The 25,930-nt window shown below is 60.9% G+C and carries 32 protein-coding genes; 16 read left to right on the top strand and 16 right to left on the bottom strand.

The features are described 5' to 3' along the window. The first annotated feature begins 1 nt into the window (after position 1). The 8 genes from AB5Y98_RS20970 (at position 2) to parC (ending at position 9,277) form a co-directional block, all read left to right on the top strand. Entirely contained in the window at positions 2-589 is a 588-nt protein-coding gene (locus tag AB5Y98_RS20970; protein ID WP_043164550.1) for a YqiA/YcfP family alpha/beta fold hydrolase, read from the top strand. A 2-nt stretch (positions 590-591) separates the two neighbouring features. Next, on the top strand, positions 592-1,215 hold the full coding sequence (locus AB5Y98_RS20965) for an NUDIX hydrolase N-terminal domain-containing protein (RefSeq protein ID WP_368232856.1): 624 nt from the start codon (positions 592-594) through the stop codon (positions 1,213-1,215). A gap of 37 nt (positions 1,216-1,252) precedes the next feature. Continuing rightward, complete coding sequence (locus tag AB5Y98_RS20960) at positions 1,253-1,654, top strand: GFA family protein (RefSeq protein ID WP_043171324.1); 402 nt, start codon at positions 1,253-1,255, stop codon at positions 1,652-1,654. 66 nt (positions 1,655-1,720) lie between these two features. Then, positions 1,721-1,990: a DUF1656 domain-containing protein gene (locus tag AB5Y98_RS20955; RefSeq protein ID WP_051773537.1), complete on the top strand. Its 270-nt coding sequence runs from the start codon at positions 1,721-1,723 to the stop codon at positions 1,988-1,990. Continuing rightward, positions 1,983-2,849 carry an HlyD family secretion protein gene (locus AB5Y98_RS20950; RefSeq protein ID WP_350247843.1) on the top strand — a complete coding sequence of 289 codons (867 nt, stop codon included), beginning with the start codon at positions 1,983-1,985 and terminating at the stop codon, positions 2,847-2,849. The genes AB5Y98_RS20955 and AB5Y98_RS20950 overlap by 8 nt, the downstream gene beginning before the upstream one ends. Before the next feature lies 1 nt (position 2,850). Beyond that, positions 2,851-4,860 (top strand): FUSC family protein, encoded by a 2,010-nt coding sequence (locus tag AB5Y98_RS20945; RefSeq protein ID WP_368232854.1) that lies wholly within the window; start codon positions 2,851-2,853, stop codon positions 4,858-4,860. 114 nt (positions 4,861-4,974) lie between these two features. Next, entirely contained in the window at positions 4,975-6,873 is a 1,899-nt protein-coding gene (gene parE / locus AB5Y98_RS20940; protein WP_368232853.1) for a DNA topoisomerase IV subunit B, read from the top strand. A 109-nt stretch (positions 6,874-6,982) separates the two neighbouring features. Next, the gene (gene parC, locus AB5Y98_RS20935) at positions 6,983-9,277 is read left to right on the top strand and encodes a DNA topoisomerase IV subunit A (RefSeq protein ID WP_368232851.1); all 2,295 of its coding nucleotides are present in this window, start codon (positions 6,983-6,985) and stop codon (positions 9,275-9,277) included. A 91-nt stretch (positions 9,278-9,368) separates the two neighbouring features. On the opposite strand, the gene AB5Y98_RS20930 is transcribed toward parC, so the two are convergent. After that, the gene (locus AB5Y98_RS20930; RefSeq protein WP_164465029.1) at positions 9,369-9,818 is read right to left on the bottom strand and encodes a hypothetical protein; all 450 of its coding nucleotides are present in this window, start codon (positions 9,816-9,818) and stop codon (positions 9,369-9,371) included. A gap of 117 nt (positions 9,819-9,935) precedes the next feature. Continuing rightward, on the bottom strand, positions 9,936-10,853 hold the full coding sequence (locus AB5Y98_RS20925; protein ID WP_368232849.1) for a LysR family transcriptional regulator: 918 nt from the start codon (positions 10,851-10,853) through the stop codon (positions 9,936-9,938). Between the two features lie 87 nt (positions 10,854-10,940). Between AB5Y98_RS20925 and AB5Y98_RS20920 the strand changes: the two genes are divergently transcribed. Beyond that, positions 10,941-12,185, top strand: coding sequence for an MFS transporter (locus tag AB5Y98_RS20920; RefSeq protein WP_368232848.1), 1,245 nt, complete (start codon positions 10,941-10,943; stop codon positions 12,183-12,185). Positions 12,186-12,341: 156 nt separating this feature from the next. Here the strand turns inward: AB5Y98_RS20920 and AB5Y98_RS20915 are convergent, their stop codons facing one another. From AB5Y98_RS20915 to AB5Y98_RS20905, 3 genes are all read right to left on the bottom strand, one after another. Beyond that, positions 12,342-12,917, bottom strand: coding sequence for a disulfide bond formation protein B (locus AB5Y98_RS20915; RefSeq protein WP_368232846.1), 576 nt, complete (start codon positions 12,915-12,917; stop codon positions 12,342-12,344). A 9-nt stretch (positions 12,918-12,926) separates the two neighbouring features. Then, positions 12,927-13,085 carry a DUF5993 family protein gene (locus AB5Y98_RS20910; RefSeq protein WP_010636050.1) on the bottom strand — a complete coding sequence of 53 codons (159 nt, stop codon included), beginning with the start codon at positions 13,083-13,085 and terminating at the stop codon, positions 12,927-12,929. A 128-nt stretch (positions 13,086-13,213) separates the two neighbouring features. Then, positions 13,214-14,137, bottom strand: a complete 924-nt coding sequence (locus tag AB5Y98_RS20905; RefSeq protein ID WP_368232845.1) for a LysR family transcriptional regulator — start codon at positions 14,135-14,137, stop codon at positions 13,214-13,216. 152 nt (positions 14,138-14,289) lie between these two features. Between AB5Y98_RS20905 and AB5Y98_RS20900 the strand changes: the two genes are divergently transcribed. Together AB5Y98_RS20900 and AB5Y98_RS20895 are read left to right on the top strand one after the other, a co-directional pair. After that, on the top strand, positions 14,290-14,712 hold the full coding sequence (locus AB5Y98_RS20900; RefSeq protein WP_368232843.1) for an ester cyclase: 423 nt from the start codon (positions 14,290-14,292) through the stop codon (positions 14,710-14,712). A 196-nt stretch (positions 14,713-14,908) separates the two neighbouring features. Further along, positions 14,909-15,121: a hypothetical protein gene (locus tag AB5Y98_RS20895; protein ID WP_005305294.1), complete on the top strand. Its 213-nt coding sequence runs from the start codon at positions 14,909-14,911 to the stop codon at positions 15,119-15,121. Positions 15,122-15,249: 128 nt separating this feature from the next. Here the strand turns inward: AB5Y98_RS20895 and AB5Y98_RS20890 are convergent, their stop codons facing one another. The 6 genes from AB5Y98_RS20890 to AB5Y98_RS20865 all read right to left on the bottom strand — a co-directional run bounded on the left by AB5Y98_RS20890 (position 15,250) and on the right by AB5Y98_RS20865 (position 18,718). Continuing rightward, on the bottom strand, positions 15,250-15,624 hold the full coding sequence (locus AB5Y98_RS20890) for a hypothetical protein (RefSeq protein WP_279971676.1): 375 nt from the start codon (positions 15,622-15,624) through the stop codon (positions 15,250-15,252). A 59-nt stretch (positions 15,625-15,683) separates the two neighbouring features. Next, positions 15,684-15,935: a hypothetical protein gene (locus AB5Y98_RS20885; RefSeq protein ID WP_010636053.1), complete on the bottom strand. Its 252-nt coding sequence runs from the start codon at positions 15,933-15,935 to the stop codon at positions 15,684-15,686. A gap of 238 nt (positions 15,936-16,173) precedes the next feature. Then, on the bottom strand, positions 16,174-17,076 hold the full coding sequence (locus AB5Y98_RS20880; protein ID WP_368232841.1) for a hypothetical protein: 903 nt from the start codon (positions 17,074-17,076) through the stop codon (positions 16,174-16,176). An 11-nt stretch (positions 17,077-17,087) separates the two neighbouring features. Continuing rightward, on the bottom strand, positions 17,088-17,855 hold the full coding sequence (locus tag AB5Y98_RS20875) for a hypothetical protein (RefSeq protein WP_005335887.1): 768 nt from the start codon (positions 17,853-17,855) through the stop codon (positions 17,088-17,090). A 12-nt stretch (positions 17,856-17,867) separates the two neighbouring features. After that, entirely contained in the window at positions 17,868-18,410 is a 543-nt protein-coding gene (locus AB5Y98_RS20870; RefSeq protein ID WP_368232840.1) for a hypothetical protein, read from the bottom strand. Between the two features lie 23 nt (positions 18,411-18,433). Continuing rightward, the gene (locus AB5Y98_RS20865; protein WP_024943298.1) at positions 18,434-18,718 is read right to left on the bottom strand and encodes a DnaJ domain-containing protein; all 285 of its coding nucleotides are present in this window, start codon (positions 18,716-18,718) and stop codon (positions 18,434-18,436) included. 288 nt (positions 18,719-19,006) lie between these two features. Between AB5Y98_RS20865 and AB5Y98_RS20860 the strand changes: the two genes are divergently transcribed. Then, positions 19,007-19,435, top strand: a complete 429-nt coding sequence (locus AB5Y98_RS20860; RefSeq protein WP_279462381.1) for an EF-hand domain-containing protein — start codon at positions 19,007-19,009, stop codon at positions 19,433-19,435. Between the two features lie 75 nt (positions 19,436-19,510). Here AB5Y98_RS20860 and AB5Y98_RS20855 read toward each other — a convergent pair whose 3' ends face one another. Genes AB5Y98_RS20855 through AB5Y98_RS20840 form a run of 4 tightly spaced genes read right to left on the bottom strand, consistent with a single transcriptional unit; the run spans position 19,511 to position 23,294 of the window. Continuing rightward, positions 19,511-20,035, bottom strand: coding sequence for a thioredoxin domain-containing protein (locus AB5Y98_RS20855; RefSeq protein ID WP_216988964.1), 525 nt, complete (start codon positions 20,033-20,035; stop codon positions 19,511-19,513). A gap of 3 nt (positions 20,036-20,038) precedes the next feature. Beyond that, complete coding sequence (locus AB5Y98_RS20850) at positions 20,039-20,794, bottom strand: DsbA family protein (RefSeq protein WP_019838984.1); 756 nt, start codon at positions 20,792-20,794, stop codon at positions 20,039-20,041. Between the two features lie 10 nt (positions 20,795-20,804). Then, a complete protein-coding gene (locus AB5Y98_RS20845) occupies positions 20,805-22,859 on the bottom strand; it encodes a protein-disulfide reductase DsbD family protein (RefSeq protein ID WP_368232837.1) in 2,055 nt (684 codons plus the stop codon). A 54-nt stretch (positions 22,860-22,913) separates the two neighbouring features. Beyond that, positions 22,914-23,294 (bottom strand): hypothetical protein, encoded by a 381-nt coding sequence (locus AB5Y98_RS20840; RefSeq protein ID WP_368232835.1) that lies wholly within the window; start codon positions 23,292-23,294, stop codon positions 22,914-22,916. A gap of 177 nt (positions 23,295-23,471) precedes the next feature. On the opposite strand from AB5Y98_RS20840, the gene AB5Y98_RS20835 reads away from it, so the two are divergent. From AB5Y98_RS20835 to pspG, 4 genes are all read left to right on the top strand, one after another. Then, positions 23,472-24,200: a 1-acylglycerol-3-phosphate O-acyltransferase gene (locus AB5Y98_RS20835; RefSeq protein WP_211030297.1), complete on the top strand. Its 729-nt coding sequence runs from the start codon at positions 23,472-23,474 to the stop codon at positions 24,198-24,200. Positions 24,201-24,406: 206 nt separating this feature from the next. Further along, positions 24,407-25,069 (top strand): phage shock protein PspA, encoded by a 663-nt coding sequence (gene pspA / locus AB5Y98_RS20830; RefSeq protein ID WP_017765345.1) that lies wholly within the window; start codon positions 24,407-24,409, stop codon positions 25,067-25,069. A 2-nt stretch (positions 25,070-25,071) separates the two neighbouring features. Further along, positions 25,072-25,278 (top strand): PspC domain-containing protein, encoded by a 207-nt coding sequence (locus AB5Y98_RS20825; protein ID WP_054543515.1) that lies wholly within the window; start codon positions 25,072-25,074, stop codon positions 25,276-25,278. A 42-nt stretch (positions 25,279-25,320) separates the two neighbouring features. After that, complete coding sequence (gene pspG / locus AB5Y98_RS20820; protein WP_010636066.1) at positions 25,321-25,539, top strand: envelope stress response protein PspG; 219 nt, start codon at positions 25,321-25,323, stop codon at positions 25,537-25,539. On the opposite strand, the gene AB5Y98_RS20815 is transcribed toward pspG, so the two are convergent. Beyond that, positions 25,530-25,928 carry a GIY-YIG nuclease family protein gene (locus AB5Y98_RS20815; protein WP_324040216.1) on the bottom strand — a complete coding sequence of 133 codons (399 nt, stop codon included), beginning with the start codon at positions 25,926-25,928 and terminating at the stop codon, positions 25,530-25,532. The two genes, pspG and AB5Y98_RS20815, sit on opposite strands and share 10 nt — an antisense overlap. Positions 25,929-25,930 lie beyond the last annotated feature (2 nt).

Here is a 25,930-nt window from a genome sequence, read left to right as displayed (position 1 = left end):
GATGAAGCCCGTTCTCCTCTACCTGCACGGTTTCAACTCCTCGCCCGGTTCTGCCAAGGCGCAGCAGATGGCTGCCTGGGTGGCTGAGCACAGACCCGATATCGAGGTGGTGATCCCGGCCCAGCCCAACACCCCGGCGGCGGCCTGGGCGGCCATTGAGCAGACCATTGCCGATCTGCAGAGCCGTTATGGCAACGAATTCAAGCTTGGCGCCGTGGGCAGCTCCCTCGGCGGCTTTATGGCGACCCGGGTCAGCGAGCGCTACGGCTGCCACGCCGCCCTGATCAACCCGGCGGTGCGCCCGCACGAGCTACTCTGCGACTACCTCGGTCCCCAGACCAACCCCTACACGGGGGAGCAGTATCAACTGCTGCCTGAACACATGGATGAGCTGCGAGCGCTGGCGGTACCGGTGAGGGCCCCCGAGCGACTCTGGGTACTGCAACAGCAGGAGGACGAGGTGCTCGACTACCGCAAGGCGCTGGACGAATACCGTTTTGCCCGCCTCTCGCTGGAGTGCGGTGGCGACCACGCCTTCGTGGCGTTCGAGCGCTACCCCGCCCAGATCGTCCGTTTCCTCGGGCTCTAGCCATGCAGCCGCCGCTGGCCACCTTTCTGGAACAGGTGCTGGCCACGGCGCAGGCGGGCCTCACCTACTCCAACGATCCCTTCGATATCGGCCGCTTCGAGGCGCTGCGCGCGGCCACGGTGGCGCTCATCGCCAGCCAGAGCGAGCTGGCGCCAGAAGCCCTCAGCGACTGGATCGCCCTCGATCGCGGTTATCCCACCCCCAAGCTGGATGTGCGGGCCTTCATTCAGAACGATGCTGGCCATATCCTGCTGGTGCAGGAGCGCAGTGACGGCTGCTGGACGCTGCCGGGGGGCTGGTGCGATATCGGTGACTCGCCGGCGGAGGCCGTGGTGCGCGAAGTGGTGGAGGAAACCGGCCTCGAATGCCGGGCCGTGCAGCTGCTGGCGCTGTTCGACAAGCTCAAGCACCCTCATCCGCCCCAGCTGCCCCACGCTCACAAGGCTTTCTTTCTGTGCGAGGTAACTGGCGGCGCTCTGCTCACCGAAACCGATGAAACCAAAGGGGCGGGGTTCTTTCCCATCGACAACTTGCCCCCGCTCTCCCGCCATCGGGTGGTGGCGTCCCAGCTGCGCCCCCTTTATGACCATCTGCTGCAGGGGCGGCGAGATACCCTGTTTGATTGATTGGTTCGGAACCTGAACCCGTCTGCAAGGAGGCAGCATGATCAAGCGCATCGGCAATACCCCCATTCAGGAGCGGCACAAGGCCAGCTGCCACTGCGGTGCCGTGGTGCTGGAGCTGACCCTGCCGGATGGCGTGGTGGATCCGCGCCGCTGCGACTGCTCGCTCTGCCGGCGCCGGGGCGCCATCGTCGCCTCGGTGCCGCTGTCCGGCATCCGCATCCTGCAGGGGGAGGAGGTGCTGAGCTGCTACCAGTTCAATACCCGCACCGCCAAACACTACTTCTGCAGCATCTGCGGCATCTATACCCACCATCAGCGCCGCTCCAATCCGGCCCAGTATGGTTACAACCTCGCCTGCCTTGAAGGCGTCAACCCGTTCGAGCTGGGCGAGGTGCCGCTGCTCGACGGCATCAACCATCCGGCGGATCGGCTGGTCTGACCGACAGGGTCTCATCTGCTCCTGTAGCGCCCTGCGGGGCTGTGATAGTCTTGCCAGACCCGCCGCATGGCGGGCCTTGAGTCCGCATTATCTCGCTTGCCAACAGGGAGCCCGCTTGTGACAACTTCAGCACTGCCGGATCTGATCCTGGGCGCCTCTCTCTACTTTCCGCCCCTGTTCAAGGCGGTTCTGCTCGGCCTGCTGGGCTGGCTGCCGGTGCACCACCTGCTGCGCGACTGGCTCTACGGCGGGGATGTCTGGCATCCCCTGCTGATGGATCTCTCCCTGTTTATCCTCGCCGTCAGCGGCGCCCTATGGATATTGCTACATGGCTAAATCACCCCTCGCGACCCTCAAATACTTCTCTACCCTGCTGGTCTGCGCGCTGGCGCTGGCGGCGGGCTGGTGGCTGTGGAACTACTACATGCAGGGGCCCTGGACCCGGGATGGCAAGGTGCGGGCCGAGCTGGTCAGCATCACCCCCGAGGTGTCGGGCAAGATCGTCAAGATAGCGGTGAAGGACAACCAGCTGGTCAAGGCGGGGGAGGAGATCTTTACCCTGGATCCCGAGCCCTACCGGATCGCGCTGGACAACGCCCAGGCGGCGCTGGCCAAGGCCAAATCGGATCTCGACAAGGCAGAGCACGAAGCGAGCCGGCGCAGCGGCCTGTCGCGCAGCGTCATCTCCGCCGAGGCGGTGGACGAGGCCCGCCTCAATGCCCAGGCGATGAAGGCGGCCTACCAGGTGGCCCAGGCCAATCTGGAGCAGGCCAGATGGTCGCTGGCCAAGACCCGGGTTCATGCTGCGAGCGACGGCTACATCACCAACCTGCAGACCCGGGTCGGCAACTATGCCAGCGCCGGCGTGCCGCTGGTGGCGCTGGTAGACATCCACTCCTTCTACGTGCAGGGCTACTTCGAGGAGACCAAGCTCAGGCACATAGCGCCGGGCAAACCGGCCGAGGTGGTGCTCTACAGCGGGGAGCAGCGGCTGCGCGGCGAAGTGGAGAGCATAGGGCGCGCCATCCACGATCAGAGCGTGGAGGGGGCCGACAACCTGCTGCTGGACGTCAAACCCAATGTGCCCTGGGTGCGGCTGGCCCAGCGGGTGCCGGTGCGGATCAAGCTGCTGGAGGTGCCGCCCGAGCTGACGCTGATTGCAGGCACTACCTGCACCATCACCATAGGAGAGTAAGGTGGCCGCCTCGCTCTGGCGCCAGACCCCCTGGGGCAAGGCCAATGGCGGCCAGTGGCGCTACGCCCTGCGCAACAGCCTGGCGATGTGTCTGTCGCTCTGGCTGGCCTTCGTGCTGGAGCTGGATTCCCCCTACTGGGCGATGACCTCAGCGGCCGTGGTAAGCTTTCCCACCGTGGGCGGGGTCATCAGCAAGAGTCTGGGGCGGGTGGTGGGCAGCTTGATTGGCGCCATGGCGGCAGTGGTGATCACCGGCCTTGGCATCAGCGATCCCTGGCTGTTCAGCTTCCTCATCGCGCTCTGGCTGGCGCTGTGCACCTATATCTCCAACCACCATCAGAACAACGTCTCCTACGCCTTTGCGCTGGCGGGCTACACCGCCGCCATCATCGCCTTCTCCTGCGTCAACGTGACCGACCCGCAGCACATCTTCGACATCGCCCAGGCGCGGGTGAGCGAGGTGATCATCGGCATCCTCTGCGGTGGCCTGTTGATGATGATCCTGCCCAGCACCTCCGATGGCGAGACCCTGCTGCAGTCGCTGCACAAGACCCAGGCCCGCCTGCTGGAGCATGCCCAGCTGCTCTGGCTGGGGGAGGCTAGCCCGGAGGTGCGCACCGCCCACGAGGGGCTGATCGGCCAGATCCTCACCATGAACGTGCTGCGCATCCAGGCTGTCTGGAGTCACCATCGGCTGCGCCGCCACAACCGGTTGCTCAACTTCCTGCTGCACCGCCAGCTGCGGCTCATCAGCCTCATCTCCAGCCAGCGCCGCATGCTGCACAACTGGTCGGAGCAACCGGAGGGGCTGCAGGCGTTGCTGGAGCGGCTGCTGGTCGAGCTGGGCCAACCCGGCTGTGACAAGTACCGCATCGCCCGGCTGCTGGCCCCCTTGGTGCCGACGGCGGCCAGCGACTACCGGCTGCACACCTTCTGGCGACGGCTGCGCCACTTCTGCTGGAGCTATCTGGAGTGTCAGCGCTGGCTGGATCGGCTGGCCCATTACGACGATCAGGAGTGGCCGGCACCGCCGCGCCACTCTTCGCTCACCAGCCACACCGACACGCTGGAGGCGGCCTACAACGGCGGGCGCACCTTCCTCTGCGTGCTGCTCGGCTGCGCCTTCTGGATCCACAGCCAGTGGGATGCGGGCAGCTCGGCGCTGACCCTGCTCTCCATCTGCTGCGTGCTCTACTCGGCCACCCCGGCGCCTGCCAAGGGGGCCAACACCATGCTCAAGGCGATCCTGCTGCTGAGCCTCATCTGCTTCGCGGTCAAGTTCGGCCTGATGATCCGGCTCGACGACTTCTGGCTCTTCTGCGCCCTGCTGTTCCCCGTGCTCATCACCATGCAGCTGTTCAAGCAGCAACAGCCCAGGCAGGCGGTGCTGTGGGGCCAGCTTATCGTGCTGCTCGGCTCCTTTCTCGCCATCACCAATCCGCCGAGCTACGACTACTTGCAGTACATCAACGGCAGCCTAGGGCAGGCGCTGGGGGTGATGAGCGCCGGACTGGCGTTCCAGCTGCTGCGACCGAGCTCGGATCGGCGCAAGAGCCGCCGCCTCATCCGCTCCCTGCGCCGCCACTTCATGGATCAGCTGGAGCCGGCCCCGCGCCAGAGCGAGAGCCAGTTCGAATCGCTCATCTATCACTGCATCAGCCAGCTCAGCCAGAGCCAGGATCAGACCGCCCGCCTCTGGGTACTGCGCTGGGGCGTGGTGCTGCTCAACTGCAGTCACATCGTCTGGCAGCTGCGCCAGTGGCGCGGAGAGGATCAGCCCCTCTACCTGGTGCGCGACAACTGTATCCGCTCTCTGCAGGGGATCCTCACCGAGCAGGGGGTGCAGCACGCCTCTCTGGATCGCACCCTGGCCGAGCTGCAGCGGATCAGCGCGGCCCTGGCCAACCACAGGGAGCCGACGGCGCGGGAGCTGGCCGGCATGGTGTGGCGGCTGCACAGCTCGCTTTCCCAGTTGCAGCAGGCGCTGCCGGTGGCGGCTGAGGCGCGCTGAACGGGCCGGCGGGGCGACTTACCCCGTCCGGATCAAGCTTTGCCGCCGCCGGGTTTGTCCAATACCCTCCCAACGAGTAAGATTCTCCCCAAACGTCAATTCGCAAGGCCCTCCATGTCTACTCAATACAATGCGGATGCCATTGAGGTCCTCAATGGCCTTGAACCGGTGCGTCGCCGCCCCGGCATGTATACCGACACCACCCGGCCCAATCACCTCGGCCAGGAGGTCATCGACAACAGCGTCGACGAAGCGCTGGCGGGTCACGCCCGCACCCTGGAGGTGACCCTGTATGAAGACCAGTCCCTCGAGGTGATCGACGATGGTCGCGGCATGCCGGTCGACATCCACCCGGAGGAAGGGGTGTGCGGGGTGGAGCTGATCCTCTGCAAGCTGCACGCGGGCGGCAAGTTCTCCAACAAGAACTACCAGTTCTCCGGCGGTCTGCACGGGGTGGGTATCTCGGTGGTGAACGCCCTCTCCGAGCGGGTCGAGGTGACGGTGCGCCGCGATGGCCAGGTCTATGACATCGCCTTCGAGAAGGGCGAGAAGGTGCAGGAGCTGACCATCACCGGCACCTGCGGGCGCCGCAACACCGGCACCCGGGTGCGCTTCTGGCCGGAAGCCCACTACTTCGATTCGCCCCGTTTTTCGGTCTCCAAGCTGGAGCACCTGCTCAAGGCCAAGGCGGTACTCTGCCCGGGTCTCACCATCAAGTTTCTCGACAAGAACACCGGCATCAAGCTGGAGTGGTGCTATGAAGATGGCCTCAAGGATTACCTGGTCGATGCGGTCAAGCAGTTCACCTGCCTGCCGGAGCAGCCCTTCGTCGGCACCTTCAGCACCGAGCAGTCGGCGGTGGACTGGGCGCTGTGCTGGCTGCCGGAAGGGGGTGAATGCCTCGCCGAATCCTATGTGAACCTCATTCCCACCGCCCAGGGCGGAACCCACGTCAACGGTCTGCGCCAGGGCCTGCTCGACGCCATGCGCGAGTTCTGCGAGTTCCGCAACCTGCTGCCGCGCGGGGTCAAGCTGACCCCGGAAGACATCTGGGATCGCTGCGCCTACATCCTCTCCATCAAGATGCAGGATCCGCAGTTCGCCGGTCAGACCAAGGAGCGGCTCTCCTCCCGTCAGAGCTCGGCGTTTGTTTCCGGCGTGGTGAAGGATGCCTTCAGCCTTTACTTGAACAGCAACACCGAGCTGGCCGAACAGCTGGCGGAACTCTGCATCTCCAGCGCCCAGCGCCGGATGCGCGCCGCCAAGACGGTGGTGCGCAAGAAGATAACCCAGGGCCCGGCCCTGCCCGGCAAGCTCACCGACTGCGGCTGCGCCGACCCCATGCAGGGGGAGCTGTTCCTGGTGGAGGGTGACTCTGCGGGTGGTAGTGCCAAGCAGGCACGGGATCGGGAGTTTCAGGCCATCATGCCGCTGCGCGGCAAGATCCTGAACACCTGGGAGGTGGAGGCCGGTCAGGTACTCGCCTCGCAAGAAGTGCACGACATCTCGGTAGCCATCGGGCTCGACCCGGACTCCGACGATCTCTCCGGCCTGCGCTACGGCAAGGTATGCATTCTGGCGGATGCGGACTCGGACGGTCTGCATATCGCCACCCTGCTCTGCGCGCTCTTTGTGAAGCATTTCCGCGCGCTGGTGGAGAAGGGGCACGTCTACGTGGCCATGCCGCCGCTCTACCGGATCGATATCGGCAAGGAGGTCTACTACGCCCTCGACGAGGACGAGAAGAACGGCGTGCTGCAGCGGGTCGAAGCCGAGAAGAAGAAGGGCAAGGTGATGGTGACCCGATTCAAGGGCCTGGGTGAGATGAACCCGAAACAGCTGCGGGAAACCACCATGGATCCCAACACCCGCCGCCTGGTGCAACTCACCATGGGCGCGGAAGGGAACGAGGGGGATGAGACCCTGCAGCTGATGGACATGCTGCTGGCCAAGAAGCGCGCGAGCGATCGCCGCGAGTGGCTGGAAGAGAAGGGCAACCTGGCGATCATCTAGGTCAGCCCGCTCTCATCATCATCCAAGCCATCGGCTGGCCCGGACAGGGCCAGCAAGCATTTAGCCGGAGTCGCCCTGTGGCGGCTCCCGAACCGAAAGAGATAATCACATGAGTGATGCTATCGAGCTCAGTCTGGACGGGGTAGAGCGCCAGCCAATGCGCACCTTTACCGAACAGGCTTACTTGAACTACTCCATGTACGTCATCATGGATCGGGCCCTGCCGCATATCGGCGACGGCCTCAAGCCCGTGCAGCGGCGCATCATCTACGCCATGAGCGAGCTGGGTCTGTCGGCGCTGTCCAAGCACAAGAAGTCCGCCCGTACCGTGGGTGACGTGCTGGGCAAGTACCACCCCCACGGCGACAGCGCCTGTTACGAAGCCATGGTGCTGATGGCCCAGCCCTTCTCCTATCGTTACCCGCTGGTGGACGGTCAGGGCAACTGGGGGGCGCCGGACGATCCCAAATCCTTCGCCGCCATGCGTTATACCGAGGCGCGGCTGTCGCGCTTCTCCGAGCTGCTGCTCTCCGAGCTCGGCCAGGGCACGGTGGAGTGGACGCCGAACTTCGACGGCACCATGAAAGAGCCGGTGGTGCTGCCCGCCCGCCTGCCGCACATCCTGCTCAACGGGGTGACCGGCATCGCGGTGGGGATGGCGACCGATATCCCGCCCCACAACGCGCGGGAAGTGGCCCACGCCTGCGTGGAACTGCTGGACAACCCCAATGCCGGTCTGGATGCCCTGATGGCCCATGTGCAGGGGCCGGACTACCCGACCAACGCCGAGATCATCACCCCGCGCGACGACATCCGTAAAATCTACGAGACCGGCAAGGGCTCCATCAAGCAGCGGGCGGTGTGGAGCGAAGAGGATGGCGACATCGTCATCACGGCGCTGCCTCATCAGGCCTCCGGCGCCAAGATCATGGAGCAGATCGCTGCCCAGATGGTGGCCAAGAAGCTGCCCATGGTCACCGATCTGCGGGATGAGTCGGACCACGAAAACCCGACCCGCCTGGTGATAGTGCCGCGCTCCAACCGGGTGGATGTGGAGGGGCTGATGGCCCACCTGTTCGCCACCACGGACTTGGAGAAGAACTACCGGGTCAACCTCAACATCCTGGGTCTGGACAACCGTCCCCAGGTGAAAGATCTCAAGACCATCCTCACCGAGTGGCTGAGCTTTCGCCGCGAGACGGTGCGCCGCCGCCTGCAATATCGCCTCGACAAGGTGCTGGCCCGCCTGCACATCCTCGAAGGCTTGCTCATCGCCTACCTCAACATCGATGAGGTGATCGAGATCATCCGCACCGAGGAGGAGCCGGGCCGGGTGATGATGGAGCGTTTCAACATCAGCGAGACCCAGGCCGAGGCGATCCTCGAGCTCAAACTGCGCCACCTGGCCAAGCTCGAAGAGTTCAAGCTGCGCGCCGAACAGAACGAACTGGCGGAAGAGCGCGACAAGCTGGAACTGATCCTGGGTTCGGAGCGCCGTCTCAGTACATTGCTCAAGAAAGAGATCCTGGCGGACGCCGAGAAGTACGGCGACGATCGCCGCACCCCGCTGGTGGAGCGCGCCACCGCCGTGGCACTGACCGAGAAGGAGCTAACCCCGAGCGAACCGGTCACCGTGATCCTGTCCGACAAGGGCTGGGTGCGCGCCGCCAAGGGCCACGACGTGGACGTGGAGGGCCTCTCCTACAAGGCGGGGGACGGTTATCTGGCCCACGCCCATGGCCGCAGCAACCAGCAGGCGGTGTTCCTCTCCACCCTGGGGAGAACCTACTCGCTGGAGGCCCACACCCTGCCCTCCGCCCGCAGCCAGGGCGAGCCGCTCACCGGTCGCTTCGCGCTGGGGGCCGGTGAAGAGGTGCGTCATCTGGTGATGGGTAACGAGGGCGAGCCGTATCTGATCTGTTCCGACGCCGGTTACGGCTTCGTCTGCAAATATGACGACCTGATCGGCAAGAACAAGAACGGCAAGGCGCTGCTGACCGTGCCGGAAGGGGGCATCGTCATGGCTCCCCAGAAGATAGGCGCGCCGGACACGGATCTCTGCATGGCCATCTCCAACGAGGGTCGCATGTTGCTGTTCCCGCTGAGCACATTGCCGGTGCTCGGCAAGGGCAAGGGCAACAAGCTCATCAGCATTCCCTCTGCTCGCGTGAAGGCGCGGGAGGAGTTTGTGGTGATGGCCGCCGTCATCCCGCAGGGCCAGTCGGTTACCCTGTTTGCCGGCAAGCGCAAGCTCACTCTCAAGCCGTCCGATCTCGACTACTACCGTGGCGAGCGCGGCCGCCGCGGTGCCAAGCTGCCCCGCGGTTTGCAGCGGGTCGATCGTATCGAGATTGAACCCGTCGTCGGCGCCGAACCGGTAGCCGGGGAAAATCAGGAAGGGTAATTAATATAGAAGGGCGCGAAAGCGCCCTTCATTAATATAAGAAAAATATAAGGGGAGTTGATATGCTAGGAGTAGCATATCAATGAAAATTTCATTGAATATATAATACTATGTTCCTGATCATGAAGTCATCAACATCAGTTGTTCCGGTTGCATTTTTAGCTTCTATTGTAATGATGTTGCTTCCCTTGTTAAAGTATCGTCTGTCAATTACAAAAGAATACGGCTTCCATTCATTTTCGGATATGTTGTTAGGGTCTGTAAATTTTGCATAAAATTGATTATTTATATAAATGTGATTTCCATGGAGCCCATTTGTTGATGGTGATACTTGATAGGCATCAAAAGAAAGAATAATGTAATTATCTGGTTTTGGAGATAATTCAAAATCTAACTCTATATTTTTTCCTACGGGAGTAGGCGCATCCCATGACGCCATGTAATTATCACCTACATGTAATATGCTATCTGTTAGCTCTAATCTACCTGCACTTACGGAACTTGATATCATAAATAATGATAGTAATAGTGTTTTTCTCATGTTTGCTCTCCATTTATCATGGTGGTTTGATAGAAAAATAAATTGAATTATAAGTTTTATTTGGAGGGGTTCAATAGAGTATTGATTTTGTTTTCCTAAGTTGTGATGTGTGTCAACTTATAGTAGCTGTTTATAATTCACGATGTTTTTCCTTATGAAATCAATAAATACTCGTGATTTAGCCGGTAGATATTGGCGATTTGCATAAACAGCAAACAACTGCAATGGGGCGGCGGGTAACTCAAGTTCAATTTCGACCAAGCTGCCATTATCAATAAACTCTTGGCAAGATACCTTGGCCAGAATGGCAAACCCGACTCCGGCGAGCGCGGCTTTTAGCGCCAGCTCACCACTATTGACCCGATAGTGTTCGTTGACCTGAACGGTGGAAAATTCAGCGTCGGGACGAGCGAACTGCCACGGCATGCCTTTCAGGGCACTTACCGTGGTGATGCAGGGGAGATCCTTTAGCTGGGTCGTGTGGTTGGGCAGCCCGCATCGCTGAATAAGAGCAGGGGAACCAACTACGGTACAGGGAATGGTGGTCAGATGGCTGGCGATATAATCGCTGTCATCCAGCTTTCCTCTGTGAATGATGACGGCTATATCCAGATCTTCCCTTAATGTCTCAAATCCTGACAGGTTGGTAATGCAGCTGATCTTTATTTCGGGATGCTGGCAGGCAAAGTCCGCTATCGCAGTACCAAGCAGTCTGGGGCCGGCTTCATTGGGAATGCACAGGCGCAGTGGCCCTTTCAGCTGGATCTGCTGTGATGTCAATTCAGCTTCGGTTTGCTCCAGTGATTCCAGCAAGGGTTTTACTCGGGAATAGAGCAGCTGGCCCGCCTGGGTGAGTTTCATATGCCGAGTACTGCGTTCAATAAGCTGGAGTGACAGTCTATCTTCCAGCTGCGCAATACTCCTGCTGATGTTTGAAGTCGGTATTTCAAGGGTCTTGGATGCACCGATAAAACTGCCCTGTTCAACCACGGAAATAAATATTCTTGATGAGGTAAAGTCCAGGCCGGTGCGCATCCATTGTCCCTGATATGATAACAGTCTGTGCCATTCTAAAGGATAAAAATAGAGGATGGTAGTGGGTATGCTGTCTGCCTCCAAATATTGAGCGCGAACACTATGGCATCAGAAAAAAACAAATCAGGTAATAAACCTTATTCTAACGGTGCAGTGATGGATATGGGGTGCGTCTGGCTGGCCACCTTTATCCAATTGGTGAGTGCGTTGGACTTTATGATGATTATGCCGCTTGGGCCTGATTTATCTCGTGCGCTAGGTATCAGCCCAACCTATATAGGATATTTGGGGGGAGGGTATGCACTGGCCGCCGCATTATCATCCTTATTATGTGCCAGATATATTGATCGATTTGATAGAAAACAGGTGGCATTGCTCTCATTGCTGGGGGTCACCCTGTCCACCTGGGCATGCGCGCTGACGTGGAATATGGAAAGCCTGTTCTTTACCCGTTTGCTGGCCGGCATATTTGCCGGTCCGGCAACGTCGATAGCGATGGCGATCGTCGTGGATGCGACGCCAGTACCACAACGTGGTCGAGCGATGGCGATAGTGATGGGGGCTTTCTCGTTGTCAGCCATTGCCGGTGTCCCCCTGGGGCTGGAGCTGGCCATGTTGAAAGGGTGGAGCGCCCCCTTTTATGCCGTTGGCGGATTGGGCTTGTGCGTCAGCGTGCTGGTATCTATGCGGCTGCCGAATATGACTGCCCACCTGGGGCGAGAGCAGAAGGTCTTTTCAATCACGGAGATGTTGAAACGCGCCGTGGTGTGGCATGCATTCATGGCAATCGGGTTGGCTATTTTCAGTACCTTCTTGATTGTCCCGAACATGGCCACCTATTTTCAGTTCAACCTCGGTGTGCCTCGCGGCGATATGAGTCAGTACTATGTCATGGGCGGCGTGGTCAGCGTACTTGCGATGCAGTTGGGGGGCTATTGGATGGACCGGGTTGGCCCAATGCACATCACCATGTGGCTGGGGGGATTGATTATCGCCATTGTCTGGGATGGTTTCCTGGGTTCCCCCTTGTTGCCGACCATTGTTGTTTTTACCCTGTTCATGGTGGTGACGTCGACACGGACGATTACCGCTGCGGCGGTGACTAGCCAGGTTGCAGAGCCCGGGGAACGAGCAGGGTTCATGTCATTGCAGAATGTCTTCCAGCATATATTCAGCGGTTCGGCCGCCGTCGTCTCTTCGATGCTGTTGACGGATGTCGATGGTCACCTGGGCAATATGACTACCCTGGCCTGGCTGGTGATAGCGCTGACGCTGGTGCAGCCCATATTTCTCCATCGGCTGCTGAAACGGTTAAGTGTGGTGACCGAGTAACATCATGTTTTATTCATGACGAGGCAGCAGGGTCGCAGGCTTGATTGGCGAGGTATGAAGATTGCTAGTGAGTGCAATGCGCCGCGCTTGTTGTGCCTTTCGGCAAGATAAGACGGCCATAAAAAGTGGCGGACTGGCCGCCACCTTTGAGGGTTGTTAACGCTGGCTCAGCAGCTCATAGACGACCGGATTATCGGCGCACTGCCCTGCGCCGCACTCCAGTACGGTAGAGATCAGGTTTGCCGCAATCAGCAAGACAAACAGCAGGGAGGCCATGCGTCCCCAGCGTGCCAGAGCCAGTTTGGGCAGGGGAATAGCGAGCCCGTCCCGCACCATCAATATCAGGGCGACGGCCAATATGATCAGCAGGGCGCTGATCAGCGACCAGCTATAAAAGTGCAGCCCGAGAAAGGTGGAACCATAGCCGGGATCTCCGGGCAGAATATGCAGCAGCACCTGCCGGGCGCCGATCATGGCGGTGGTCAGCGCGCCGACAATCACGACGCCGTAGTGGGCCCCTTTTGCGCCAAATTGCAGGTTGAACATAAAGCCGAAACCGGCGACCACAAGGCCTACCCGCTGCAATAAACACAGGGGGCAGGGCAGCTCGGCCAGATAGAGCTGGTAATAGAAGGCGACGATCAGGGTCAGGCAGATGCCGGCCAGCCCCAGCGTATCGAGCAGTTGGGGCAGGTCACTCTTCGCGGCTGTTGAGGAGGTCGAAAGGCTCATGGCGGGCTCCTAGAACGAGAGGGTGAGCGGGTCGGTCACATGGTGCATAAAGGAGAGCAGGGTCACTACCAGCAACAGGGCCCAGAGCAGATAGGAGGCTCCTCGCTTGTTCATCAAGATGCTGATCCCCGTTATCAGTGCCAGCAGGAAGGGTAAAAACATATACATGTCATCTCTCCTTATCGTGGTGAGCCGGGCTCACAAAGCCTTGAGTATATAGTGAGCGGACGGTTTCCAGATAGCGCCCACCGAGACCGGATAACCGGTAATAAGCCATTATGGGGAGGACAACAGGGTCAGCAAGATAATGCCTCGCGCCAGCACTGTTCATAATCGAACTGTTGAAACTCCTCCTTGATAAATTCGATAAATACCCTGGTCTTGGACGGGATAAAGAGTCTATTCGCATAAGCCATGCCGATGGATAGATCGGCTAATCGCCAGTCGGTGAGCACAGGTTTAAGACGCTGGCTGCGTAGCTCGTCATAAATGGCATAAACGGGCTGTGCCAGGATCCCCATTCCGTTTCTGGCATTGGCGAGCAGGATTTGGGCATCGTTGGACTCAATGGTAGGGGTGGTTGGCACCCGTAATTTTATCGAGCCATTCATCATGGTCAGCTCTTTGGGATTGTGGTGGCTGTAGAGCAACAGCTGATGTTTTGTCAGATCGTGCGGCGTCTGCGGGTCGCCATAACGCTCAATATATTCGGGAGAGGCCGCCAGAATACGTGGTGCTACTGCCAATGGCTGAATAACAAGACTGGAGTCCGGCTCTACCTCTCGTGAGCGAATACTGATATCAATATTGTTTTCGATAATATCCAGATAGCGATTATTGGCGATCAGCTCGACCTGAATGCCGGGATATTTAGCCATGAATTTGGGGATCAAGGGGGAGATGACATTCAGCATCAGTGACAGCGAGGCCGTCAATTTCAAGATCCCGGTTGGCATTCCTGTTTTGATGTTGACTTCATCAATGGCTTCTCGCATCTCATTCAGCGCTGTTTTGCAGCGGGTATAGAAGTGCTCTCCTATTTCGGTGACAAACAGGCGTCGGGTCGTTCGCTCGACAAGCCGTGCATTGAGTCGCTGCTCCAGCGCAGCCAGATGCCTGCTGGCGGCAGGGTTGGACAAACCCAGTGTATCGGCGGCCTTACTGATGCTCCCCAATTCGACAACCTGCACAAAGACCTCGTATTCAGTCCATTTATCCATGGATTATTCCTGATTTTATAAAAGAGATTTCCTGTTATTGCATTTATCATCACTTGCCATGTTTGTAGTATGGCGGCCTGGCAGTCACAGATATTCTATGCATCATATTTCTTAGTTAAATTAAAAGTCAATTAATAAGGTTGGAATCATTTATGAACAAGAACGTCGACACAGTTATCAACTATTTCAAATATTGCGTGGATGGCAAGGATGTTGCGAGAGTGAGTGAGTATTTTTCGGATGATTTATGTATATTCAGGCCTGACTGTGCAGAGCCAATTAAAACACTTGAGCAATTCAAAGAGTCATTGTCCGCCTGTGTGGTCGATCGGTATGAGTCCATTGAGACCACCTTTCAAAAAATAATGAGCTCGGAAGATGAGGTATTCGTTGCATTGACCCACGTAGCGAAAGACTCAAATACCTGGAAAGGGTTTGATGTCACCGGTAAGGATGTGACCTGGAGTGCCTTGACCTATTTCAGGTTCAATGCTGAGGGCAAGGTAGTGGAGGAGATCGTTGAGCGCAACGAGCTGGCTATGGCCAAACAGCTGGGAATCGTTGATTTTGCGTGAAGCAGGCGAGATTGCTGATGTCAGATGTGAACTATCAGGGATAGCTGTCTTCAGGGCCAGAATCTGACTAGCGCAGTATGGTCATCTATGGGTGAAAACAGGCTACCACGGTGCTTCTGACAAATGTCGATAGCGTCGCGCTCATCGCTCTGCTCGCTAAGCTTGAAGGGTGTAGCACAATGCCGGGAGGCCAATCATGGAAACAGAGAAAGCCATCGGGCTGATCGAGGCCCACGGAGTCTTTCACGGGGATCACTACAGCTTCAACAGCGGCGAGTTCGTGCAGTGGTGCCAGGAAGATGTCCACCAGACCCTCAGCCTGGAGCAGGCCAATCACGAGTTGGCGCCCTTCTGCATCCGGGTCGGTTTCGCCGAACCGGTCCGGTCGTGGCGTTACTATCTCACCTGAACTACCTCACCTGAGATGTGACGCAGAGGGAGGGACGATCCGAGCGATGCGGTGAGTCAGTGAAAAAGGAGCCGACAAGGCTCCTTTCTTGTGATGGGCTGGGCGCCGGGCGAAGGCGGGGAGTAGCCCTAGTTGTCGAAATTCCACTGTATGGGCAGCTCAAGATCGAAGACGAGCTGATCCCCGTCGAGGGTAAAGGCCACGCTGGTCTGGTGCTGGTCGTATTCGTCGATAAGCCGGCAGCTCTCGGAAAAGTTGGATTCGTAGCTGAGGCGGGCAGTGCCGCCGGTGCGAGCCTCGTCGAGTTCCACCCCCAGCACCCGCAGCGGCTCTTTCTGGCTGAGCTTGACCCGGCTGTCACCCACATCCACCAGCCGCTCCAGCAGGGGGAAGAAGTCCTGCTTGTGGGCCTCAATGGTCCGGGCGATGGCCTGCTCCAGCTCGGCGCGGCTGGCAAGGGGGCCATCCAGCGTGTAGCGGGTCTGTATCCTCTCCTGGGTCATGAACGGTTCCTCTTTGGGGGTTGCCGGCGGGAGCTTCTTCCTTGGCTGCGATGTGGCGCTCAGGCGGGGATGCGGCCATTGCGCACCAGGGCCCGGCGGATGTTTTTGCACAGCTTGCCGAAGCGCTGGATCTCGTCGAAGGAGGGCGGGATGCCGCGATCGATCTGATATTGCCAGTAGCAGAGGTCCGTATCCACCAGCTCCATCAGCTTCTTGGGGCAGCCGATGCAGGTGTTGTCAGGCCCGCACTTGAAGGTATCCGGTTGGTAGAGCGGAAACTCCGCCTTCACGGCGTCGATGATCTGCTGCATCGCGGTGATCCTGTCGGGCTTTCTGCTCACTGCCTTGCCCCCCTGCGGCTTGTATGGGGGAGTCATTATATCCCTGTCAAAAATGGGGCCAATGACGCTTACGGGGTAGTTTTCTGCCGAGCTCGCTGTTCACGGCCAGGGCTTGTGCTGAAAATGGGACGCTGGATAGCACAACGCCCGGCAAGCCGGGCGTTGTGGGAGGAGAGGCAAGAGCCGTCCTGCAAGGGTGCATGGCCCCTTAGAAGTCGTGATAGAGCGGCCAGCCGAGCAATGGGTGCTTGAGACCGGCGCGCATCTCCATGTTGTCGAGCTTCTCCGGGGAGGCGTCCTCTTTTTGCAGCTGCTGGTACTGGCGTACAAACCCAAGGGTGTGCAGCAGGTTCGGCACAAAGCCCGGGCTCAGCTCCTGGCGCAGGGCGGCGGCCATGTCGGCGGGCAGCGCGCTCAGCATCAGGGTGAGCTGGGCGGCGAGGTAGTCGGTGTCGTACCAGTCCTCATCGAGGACAATCTCTCGCGCAAGTCGGCGCTTGAGATCCTGCTTCACCTTGAGCGGGGCCGCGCCACTGCCCTTGCCACAGAGGATGCGGTAGAGCAGGGCTTCGGCCAGCTTGTCCTCCATGGTGGGGTGGTCGCTCTCGCAGGCGAAGAAGTGCTGGTCGATGAGCTCCATCAGGCGGCTCTTGTTGTGCTCGGTCAGCGCCTTCTCGTACTCCTGCCACCCTTGCCACTCTTCCACGTCCGGCGGGCTCGAGATCTTGTCCAGCAGGCGGGCATCCACGTCACCGTAGAGGCTGTTGCCAGCCTGCTTGGGACTGACGGTGATGAGCATCGACCAGCCCTTCTGGAACGGCTTGATGGGGCCTTCCGGCGCCTGCAGCAACGCCAGCGCCTTGGCCGGATCCCGCGCCGAGAGCTCCTGCAGGCCGAGGCTCACCACGCCGATGACGTCGTGGGCGGCCTGCTCCAGCAGGTGCATCTTGTACTTGTTGTAGTACTTGTCGGCGAATTTCAGGCTCATCAGCACCGCCTTGCCCTTGATGGCGGCCAGCTGTTGTTCGGTCAAACGTTCATTGTCGCGGCCAAAGCGCAGCACCTGGGTCAGAAAGGGGCCCTGGTTAGCATCGCGAATGACTAACTGCATGAATGGGCTCCTTAATCCAGAAAGCTGAACATGTCGTCGACGTCGCCGTACTCGTCTTCCTCGACCTTGTTCTTCTCTTTGGCCTGCATCACCAGTTCGGCGGCAAACTTGTTGATGATGCCGTCCCAGGTGGAGTGCTCATTGCGCAGCAGCGCCTTGATGGCTTTCTCCACCTCGGGGGCCAGCTCGCGAATTAGCATCAACAGGCTGCGCGGGTCGTCCAGCGCGTAGTCGTGGACATCCTCGCTCTGCTGGCGCTCGCTGTAGCGCAGGGACTCTTCGAGATCTTCCTCTTCGGCGTGCAGCACGTCGCGATAGCCTTCGTCCTCTTCATAGCGATCGCCGCGATAGAACTCGATAAAGGGGATGGCGAGGTAGAAGAGACCGGCCGGATCCTCGGCCACGCACTCGAGGATCTCGCGCTGCTTGGCTTCGCTATCCTGGGTGCGGATCAGGTAGTTGAGGAAGTCGAAGGTGTGCTGCTGCAGCTCGTCGGCGTTGTTCTTGATCGCCTCTTCCCAGTAGAGCGGCTGCTGGCAGACGATGTCGCGGATCCGCTCCGGGGTCATCAGCTCGGAGATGATGGAGGGGAAGGAGATGTCGTGCTGGCCGTTAATCTGGGTCAGAGTAACGATATCAATGTTTTCAATCACTTCTGCCAGCTGGTCGTCAGACATGGTCTTGGCGATCAGCTCGAACTTCTCGCTGGCCTGCTTCGGCTCGATAACGGCCAGCTCTTTGATCTCGATGGCGGTAATTTCTATCAGACTGTTGCTCATGCCTTGCCCCAATTAGAAACGGACTTCGTCGTACATATCCTGCTCGCCGTCGTCATCGCCATAGCGGTCATTGCCGCCATGGTAGTCGGCGTCGGCATCTTCCCCGTCTTCATCTTCTTCGTCGCGCAGATCAACGTCGTCATCGCCGCGGTGGCTGCCGCGCGGCAGCGGGTTGTCGAGCAGGAACAGCACGGCGCAGGCTTCCATCAGCTGATCTTCGCTCTGGGCCCGCACCGCCTTGACCAGCGGCAGGGCGGCGTTGTTGAAGCCGACGCTTACCTTGAACTCGTCCCAGCTCGGCTGCTCGCCGCTGGTGAGCCACTTGTTCCACTGCCCCTTGGCCTTGGGGGGGAACTGCACCCGGCCATAGAGGGCCAGCGGCAGGTATTCGGGCATGAATTCCAGCATGCTCATGTCGGCCAGCAGCAGGGCTTTCATCTGGTCGGTGAACTGCTCGAGCCCCTTGGGGTCATCCTGATCCCGGTAGGATTCGATATTCTCGCTGGCATCGCTTTGCAGGGCCTTGAGCCGTGCCTGGTCCCATTTTTTTTGCATAGTCGCTCTTCTTGCCTGGTGGCTCAGGGGTAGAACTGGTCCCACATCTCCTGCATGGCAGCAGCGGGATCGGTCACGATGACGTTGTTGAAATCCTTGATGAAGGCGGCCCGCTGTTTCGGATCGGACAGCACTTCATAAGCCTGCTTTACCTGGTGCAGCCGGGCGGCTGCCTGCTCTTTCTCTTCTTCGCTCGCCCCGTGCAGCTTGTCGGGGTGGTACTGGTTCGACAGCCGACGATAGGCTTTTTTGATGTCGTTTTCACTGGCATTGGACTTGACGCCCAACACCCGGAAGTAGTTGTTCATGACGGATCCTGCCTCACTGGCATCGTGGAATTGACCCTGCGCTGGCCTGGCGGCGGGGATCTTGGCAAACCAGGCTCGGCAAAAACCCGACATTTTAACGCAAACAGGCGGCCATCGCCATGAATAGGAAGAAAAGTAACCAGGGGGAAGCGCGGTCGGTGCACCTTGCGATCTGCCTCCCGGTAGGGGGTGGTACCGGGGCTACACTACAGGAGGCGCCGGGCGTTGCCCTGGCGATCTTCAGCAGGCCTCGGTCGGGCCGAGACCCTTACTAAGGAATGGACAGCCATGCTCAAATTTTATCTTCTGCCAATGGTACTGCTGGGCGGCCTTGCCATCGCCGCCGATGAGAGCAGCGACGAGCCCTTGATGTTCATCAAGGGGGACATCACCAAGGCCCAGTTTATGGAAAGAGCCGAGCAGCGTTTTGCCCGGCAGGACACCGACAAGGATGGCACCCTGTCGGTGGCCGAGAGAGAGGCCGCCATGGCCAAGATGCACGAGGCGATGCAGCAGTCCGGCCAGGCCATGCCGGGCAAGATGGGAAACATGGGCAACATGAGGCCGATGCAGGACACGACCAAGGCGCAGTTCATGGCGCGCCATGAGGCCCTCTTCACCCGGATGGACAAGAACGGGGACGGGGTACTCGACGAGGCCGAGCGGGCCAGCGCCAGGGGGCGGCTCGGTCAGGGCGCCATGGCGCCCACGAAATAGGCTTGTCAGCTTTCAGATGAAAAAGAGCCCGGTCGTGATACCGGGCTCTTTGCATACATTGCTGGGCTGACTGGATTACCAGCCGGCCCACAGCAGGCGGGCCTTGAGCCCGAGCCACGAGCTCCAGCCGGTGGTGCTGCTCACCAGCGTCCCATCCTTGATGACGAGGAAGGTGGGGGTGACCCCCACCTGCCAGCGGGCGGCCAGATCTCCCCGCTCATCGTTGTGGGTGGGAAAGGCGAGCCCCTTCTTCGCCATCCCGGCGCGCAACTGCTCATCGCTGCCGGAGCGCAGCGCCACCGTCAGCACGTTCTCTCCCTCCTGCCACAGGCTCTCCACGGTCGGCGTGGTGAAGCGGCACACCCCGCACCAGCTGGCCCAGTAGTAGACCAGCAGCGGCTTGCCGCGGCTCTGCTCGGCCAGACTGGTGATGGTGCCATCCTGCAGGGTGAAGGGGGCCTCCATGGCCCCCGCCGGCAGGGTTGGGCTGCGCCACAGATCCAGCAGGGTGGAGATGACCAGCGCCATCAGCAGCAGCCAGAGCGCCTCCTTGCCCCAACGGCGCCAGCGGGGTGCCTTTACGACTGCATCCTCCGCCATGGCTTAGCTCCGCTTGGCCAGCTCGGCCTTCACCAGCTGCTCCAGCTCGTCATAGGGGAGGGCGCCCGGCACCAGCTGGTTGCCGATGAGCGTCGCCGGGGTGCCCTGCACGCCAAGGAGCGTGCCGATGCGCAGGCTGTTGCGCAGCTCCTCGGTGGCCTTGGCATCGGGCTTGAGGGCCGTGTTGCCGGTGGCCGCCAGCGCCTTGTTGATGTCCGCCTCGGTCAGCATCCCCTGCTTGCTCATCAGCTTGTCGTGCAGGGCGAGGAAGCGGGCCGGATCCTGTTGCCACAGGGTGAGGCTGTACTGGGCCGCCTTGGCCGAGCTCTGCCCCTTGAACGGCAGCAGCTTGACCACCAGCCCCAGATCGTCGGGATAGGCCTCGAGCAGCTTGGTCAGGCGGGGATCGAACTGCTTGCAGTAGGGGCAGTTGTAGTCGGTGAACAGCACCAGGGTCAGCTTGGGATTCTTGGCGCCCAGGCGCGGGCTGGTGGCACTGTTGAACAGCACATCCTGATTGCCCTTGATGAAGTTGCCGAGCTGGGCCTCCTGGGCCGCGGCGTTCTGCTTCTCCCAGGATTCGGCCGCCTCGTCGAGGATCTTGGGGTTGGCGACCAGGGTCTCGCGAATGAGCTCCTTGATGCGCGCCTCCTGCTCCGGGGTGAAGGGGGCCGCCTGCAACAAGGGGGCACTCAGGGTGCCGGCAAGCAGGGCGGTGCAGAGGGTCAGGGTGCGCAGTTTCAGAGTACGCAGGGTCATGGGATTCTCCTTAAAAATGAGGGGCATCGGCCTGGACGAGGCCGGCCTGATGCAACACGTCGAGCAAGTCGGCCTTGTCCAGCAGGGGTGAGAGGATCTCTCCCTCTGGCAGGCCGGGCCCGTAGATCTGGTTGAAGGGCACGGCGGCCGCGCCGCGCTGGCGCAGGAAGGCAGAGATGGCATCGCTCGGCCGGCTCCAGTCGCCACGCAGGGCCACCACGTCCGGAGCCGTCAGGGCGCTCTGCACCTCGTCACGCAGCAGCACGTTGTACTTGTTGGCCTTGCAGGTGACGCACCAGTCGGCGGTGACGTCGACGAAGACCCGCTTGCGCTGGGCCAGCGCATCGACGATGGCCTGCTCGGAGAGCGGTTGCCAGGCGATGCGATCGACCCTGCCCGACCCCTGCGCCGTGAGGGCGCCCCCCAACAGCAGGGCGCCGCCGATGAGGGCCGAGAGGGAGAGGGCCAGCGTGAAACCGCGCATGCCATAACGCCAGATGATGCCAATCAGCAGCACCAGCAGCATGGCGGCCATCAGCCAGCCGGTGGCCGTGCTGCCCAGATGGTTGCCGAGCAGGCTCGCCAGCCAGAGGCTGGAGCCCAGCATCATCAGCCCGAGCAGGATGCGCAGCCGCCCCATCCAGCGGCCCGGTTTGGGCAGCCAGAGGGCGAGGCGCGGCAGGGCCGCCACCAGCAGCCAGGGCAGGCTCATGCCAAGGCCGAGCGCCGTGAAGATGAGCCAGAGCTGGGCGAGGGGTGCCGCCAGCGCAAAGGCCACCGCGGTGCCGAGGAAGGGGGCCGAGCAGGGGGTGGCCAACAGGGTGGCGAAGCTCCCCTGCAGGAAGTGGCCACCGAGCCCCTTGCCGCCGCTGGTGGCGAGGCGAGTGTTGAGATTGCTGGGCAACCTTATCTCGAACAAGCCCAACAGGTTGGCGCAAAACAGCAGGGTCACCGCCACCATGAAGCCGATGAATCCGGCGCTCTGGAACTGGATCCCCCAGCCGACCGCGCCACTCATTCCAAAACTAGGGGCGCGCAGCAGGCTGCTCATGGCCGCCAGCACCCAGAAGGAGGCCATGATCCCGGCACTGGCGGCGAGGAACTGCTTGCGTACCTGTCGCTGTTCGCGCTCCTGCTGCTGCAGCACGGTACCCAGTTTCAGGGCCAGCACCGGCAGCACGCAGGGCATCAGGTTGAGGATGAGGCCGCCGAGCAGCGCCGCCCCCAGCAGCCAGATGAGTGGCTGGCCTGGGGCCGGCAGGGCGAGAGGTCCGGCGATGGTGGCGCTGGTCTGCCAGGCTTCATCGCCGCTGCCGAGCAGCAGGCCGAGGGATTGGCCACGCAAGTCAGGCGCATCCCCCTGCCAGCCGTCGCTGACCGGCACCCGGGCGATCAGGGTGTTGCCGCTCACCTCGAGCGCCGGCTTGCCGAACTCGGCCCCCTCCAGGGCATCGATGAAGAGCGCTGGCTCCTGCCAGCCCTCTGCCCGCTCGGCGCGCAGCTGCAGCTGGTTGTGCTGGTAGCCGAGCTCGACCCGGGTATCGGCGGGCAGCGTTTGCGGCAGGGTGCTCATGGCCTGGGCCCAGGCGAAGTCGAAACCGGCCGGCGCCTGCCCATCCACCGCCAGGGTGAAGGGGTAGTCGGTCAGGATGCAGACGTTGCTGCAGGTGGAGAGGCGCAAGGTGCCCTTGAGCGGCTGCCCAGCGGGGTAGTTCAGGCTCAGGGGGAAGCGCACCTGTTGCTGATAGCCCTGGGTGCTGAGCCCGGCCACCTCGAAGGGTCGCGGTGTAGGCCAGTGCCACTGGAAGTTGCCGACCGGCTGCTCCCACAGGATCTGGGGCGCTATGCCCCCTTCACCCGGGCTGCGCCAGTAGGTTTTCCAGCCGGACTCGAGGGCCACCTCGAGCAGGATGCGGGTCTGGTCAGGGGCGCTGCGGTCGGCTTGCAGCCTGACCTTGGCGTGATCGTTCTGGGGGCTGGTGAGCCAGCCCGTATCGCTGGCCAATCCAGTGGATTGCCACAGCAGGCAGCCCAGCAGCAGGCTCGCCTTGAAGAGAGTTGACATAGATGTTGTCTCGCAAAAAATGAATGACAGCAGGCTGAAAAAGCGCGGCTGAACTCATTCCCGCCAGACACAGAGGGTGAGGTGAAGTCGTCGTTCGGGAGGCGAAACGGCCCGTGGCGGCGGCAGTGGCGGCGTGTAGCGCCAGAGCGGGGCCAGCAGCGCGATGAGCAGGGCCACCGTAAAGAACAGCTGCTCGAGGCAGAGCAGGGTGGTGGCGCTCAGCCACTTGCCGTTGAGCTGGCAGCTGTTGGGCTGCGGGCTGGCGGGCGTGCCCTTGTCGGCCTGGTCGTCGGCTGAGGCGAACTGGGGCAGGGCCTGACAGCTGATGGCGTGATCGAGCAGGGCCAGCCGGGCCAGCGGCTGGGCAGCGCAATTGAGCACCAGCAGGCAGACCAGCAGCAGGAGTCGTTTCGCCACGCGTTGTTGGTGAATCATGCTCGCCCCGTTCATCAAGATGGCCACATCCTAACGGCCAATGCCGGGTGGGGCAAGCCGCCGTCCGTTTTATGGCTCAGGGGCGAGTGGCGAAGGGTGGTCGGTTCTGTCTGGCGAACGCTTGTTCGCTAAAAGGGGGACCAGTATACTGCGCCGAGTCAAAATCCGAGGTGTTCGATGCTCAAAATTGCCCGTGTGCTGCTGCTTGGTCTGCTGCTCATTTTCTGGTTCCTGTTCGGTCTGCTGCTGTGCCTGGTGCGTCCGCGCCATCCCAACAACGTCTATGTCTTTGCCCGCATGTATCACGCTGTCTGTCCGCTCATCGGCCTCAAGGTCCGGGTGACGGTGGCCGACGAGGTGAAGTCGGTGGGGCCGGCCGTCTACGTCTGCAACCACCAGAGCAACTACGACATCTTCACCGTGACCGGCGCGGTGCAGCCCGGCGTGGTGGCGGTGGGCAAGAAGAGCCTGCTGTGGCTGCCCTTCTTCGGCCTCATCTTCTGGCTCTCCGGCAACGTGCTGATCGACCGCTCCAACCGCTCCCGTGCCATCGGCACCATAGGCCAGGTGGTGGATCGCATCAAGGCGCGTGGCACCTCCATCTGGATGTTCCCGGAGGGAACCCGTTCCAAGGGGCGCGGACTGCTGCCATTCAAGGCGGGTGCCTTCCATACCGCGGTGCAGGCAGAGGTGCCGGTGGTGCCCATCGTCTGCTCCAGCTACTTCGGCCAGATCGATCTCAACCGCTGGGACAACGGCGAGGTGCTGCTGGAAGTGATGGCCCCTGTCTGCAGCAAGGAGCATGGCGCCGCCGGCATCCGCGAGCTGTCCGAGATCTGCCGCAGCCGGATGGAGGCCAAGCTGGTCGAATTGGACAGCAAGCTCGGTCATCCCCGGGCCGCCTGAGTACAGCGCTGATTGCATGAGGGAGCCGTTGGCTCCCTTTTTTATTGGTGAAAATCGCCACCAGATCGGCATTTTTCGCCACCAAGACGGTGTTGAAAATACCTGATAAAACCTCATCTATATGTAAGTAAAGGAAAAATTATCTTGGCACGGCTCTTGTAATGTCATGGGAAGAGATTGTCATCCCATCAACAAGGAGCCAGACCATGAGCGTATTTAGCCGCCTGACCGACGTGATCAATGCCAACCTGCACAGCCTGCTCGACAAGAGCGAAGAGCCGGAGAAGATGCTGCGGCTGATGATTGAGGAGATGGAGCAGGTCCAGGTCGAGATGAGAACCCAGGCCGCCCGCGTCATCGCCGAACAGAAGCAGCTGGAGCGCCATCAGCAGGCGTTGCAACACCAGATCCTGGAGTGGTCGGCCAAGGCCGAGCTCGCCATCCAGAAGGGGCGCGAGGATCTGGCCCGGGCCGCGCTGACCGAGAAGCTGGCCGAGGTCAAAAAGTGTGAACAGCTGGAGCAGGACAAGGCGCGGGTCGCCGAGGTGCTGGCCCAGCTCACCGCCGATAGCGAGCGGCTGGCCGCCAAGCTGACCGAGGCGCGGGAGAAGCAGAAGATGCTGACCCTGCGCGAGCAGACCGCCCACAGCCGGCTGCGGGCCCGTGCCCAGGTGGACAACCAGCGCATGCACGAGCTGATGGCCCGTTTTGACGGCTTTCAGGGGCGGGTCGATCAGCTGGAAGCTCAGCTGGAGGCGGCAACCCTGGGGCAGAACCCCTCGCTGGAGGCCCAGTTCCGCGAGCTGGAGCTGAACGACGAGATTGAACGGGAACTGGCCCGCCTCAAGGGTCAAAAGGTGGAGGCATAACCATGACGCCCTGGCCGAAGGATCTTGCCCATCGCAAGCTGACCGGAGTCTGTGCCGGCATCGCCAATGGACTGGGGCTCTCCAGGGTGACGGTGCGGGTCGCGGCCCTGATGGCGCTGATCCTGATGCCGCCCCTGGCCCTGGCCATTTATCTGCTGGCGGTGCTCGTCATGCCGCCCCGTCGTGAATTGAAGCGTTGGCTGGATTGACCCCGGGTCATCTGGCCGCATCAACCCAGTGAGGAGCACAACATGCTGGAATTTATCGTCTTGATGCTGGTACTGGTCGGCATGGCACTGGCCGGGTTCACCGTGCTGGCCATGCTGCTGGTGAGCGGCGTCTTCGTGCTGTTTGGCGCGTTGGCCGGCATGTTTGCCCTCATCATCAAGCTGGCGCCCTGGTTGCTGGTGCTGCTGGTGGTGTGCTGGTTCATCAGCAGCAGGCGCAAGCAAGCCAATACCTACCGTTGACACTCCCTGTTATCGGATCCTTCCTTGGTCGCTGCATGCAGCGGCCTTTTTTGTGGCCGGGCGGCCAGCCATGATTCGCTGCAGGCGAGCCAGCGCTCCGGCTGGCTGATCAGCTGCTCTTTGAAAGCTTTGCTCTGCTGCTTGAGCCGGTATTCGAGGCGCAGCGCCGCCCCTTTCTCGCCGACGGCCTGCTGCCACGCCAGGGTCAGCGGCCCCTTGCCACGCAGGGCGCGGGACCCCTTGCCGCTCTGATGCTGGCGCAGGCGGCGGACGGGGTCCGTGCTGATCCCGGTATAGAGCAGGCCGCCGGCGGTGCGCACCATGTAGATGAACCAGTGGCTGACGGTTGGACTGGCAGCCGGTTCGGCGCCGCTAGGGGGTTTTCTCATTC

It is taken from the genome of Aeromonas sp. s3 (assembly GCF_040907805.1).
In the GTDB taxonomy this organism is placed as follows: domain Bacteria; phylum Pseudomonadota; class Gammaproteobacteria; order Enterobacterales; family Aeromonadaceae; genus Aeromonas; species Aeromonas dhakensis.
Note: the sequence above shows the minus strand (reverse complement) of the source record. Positions and strands in the feature narration are given on the sequence as shown.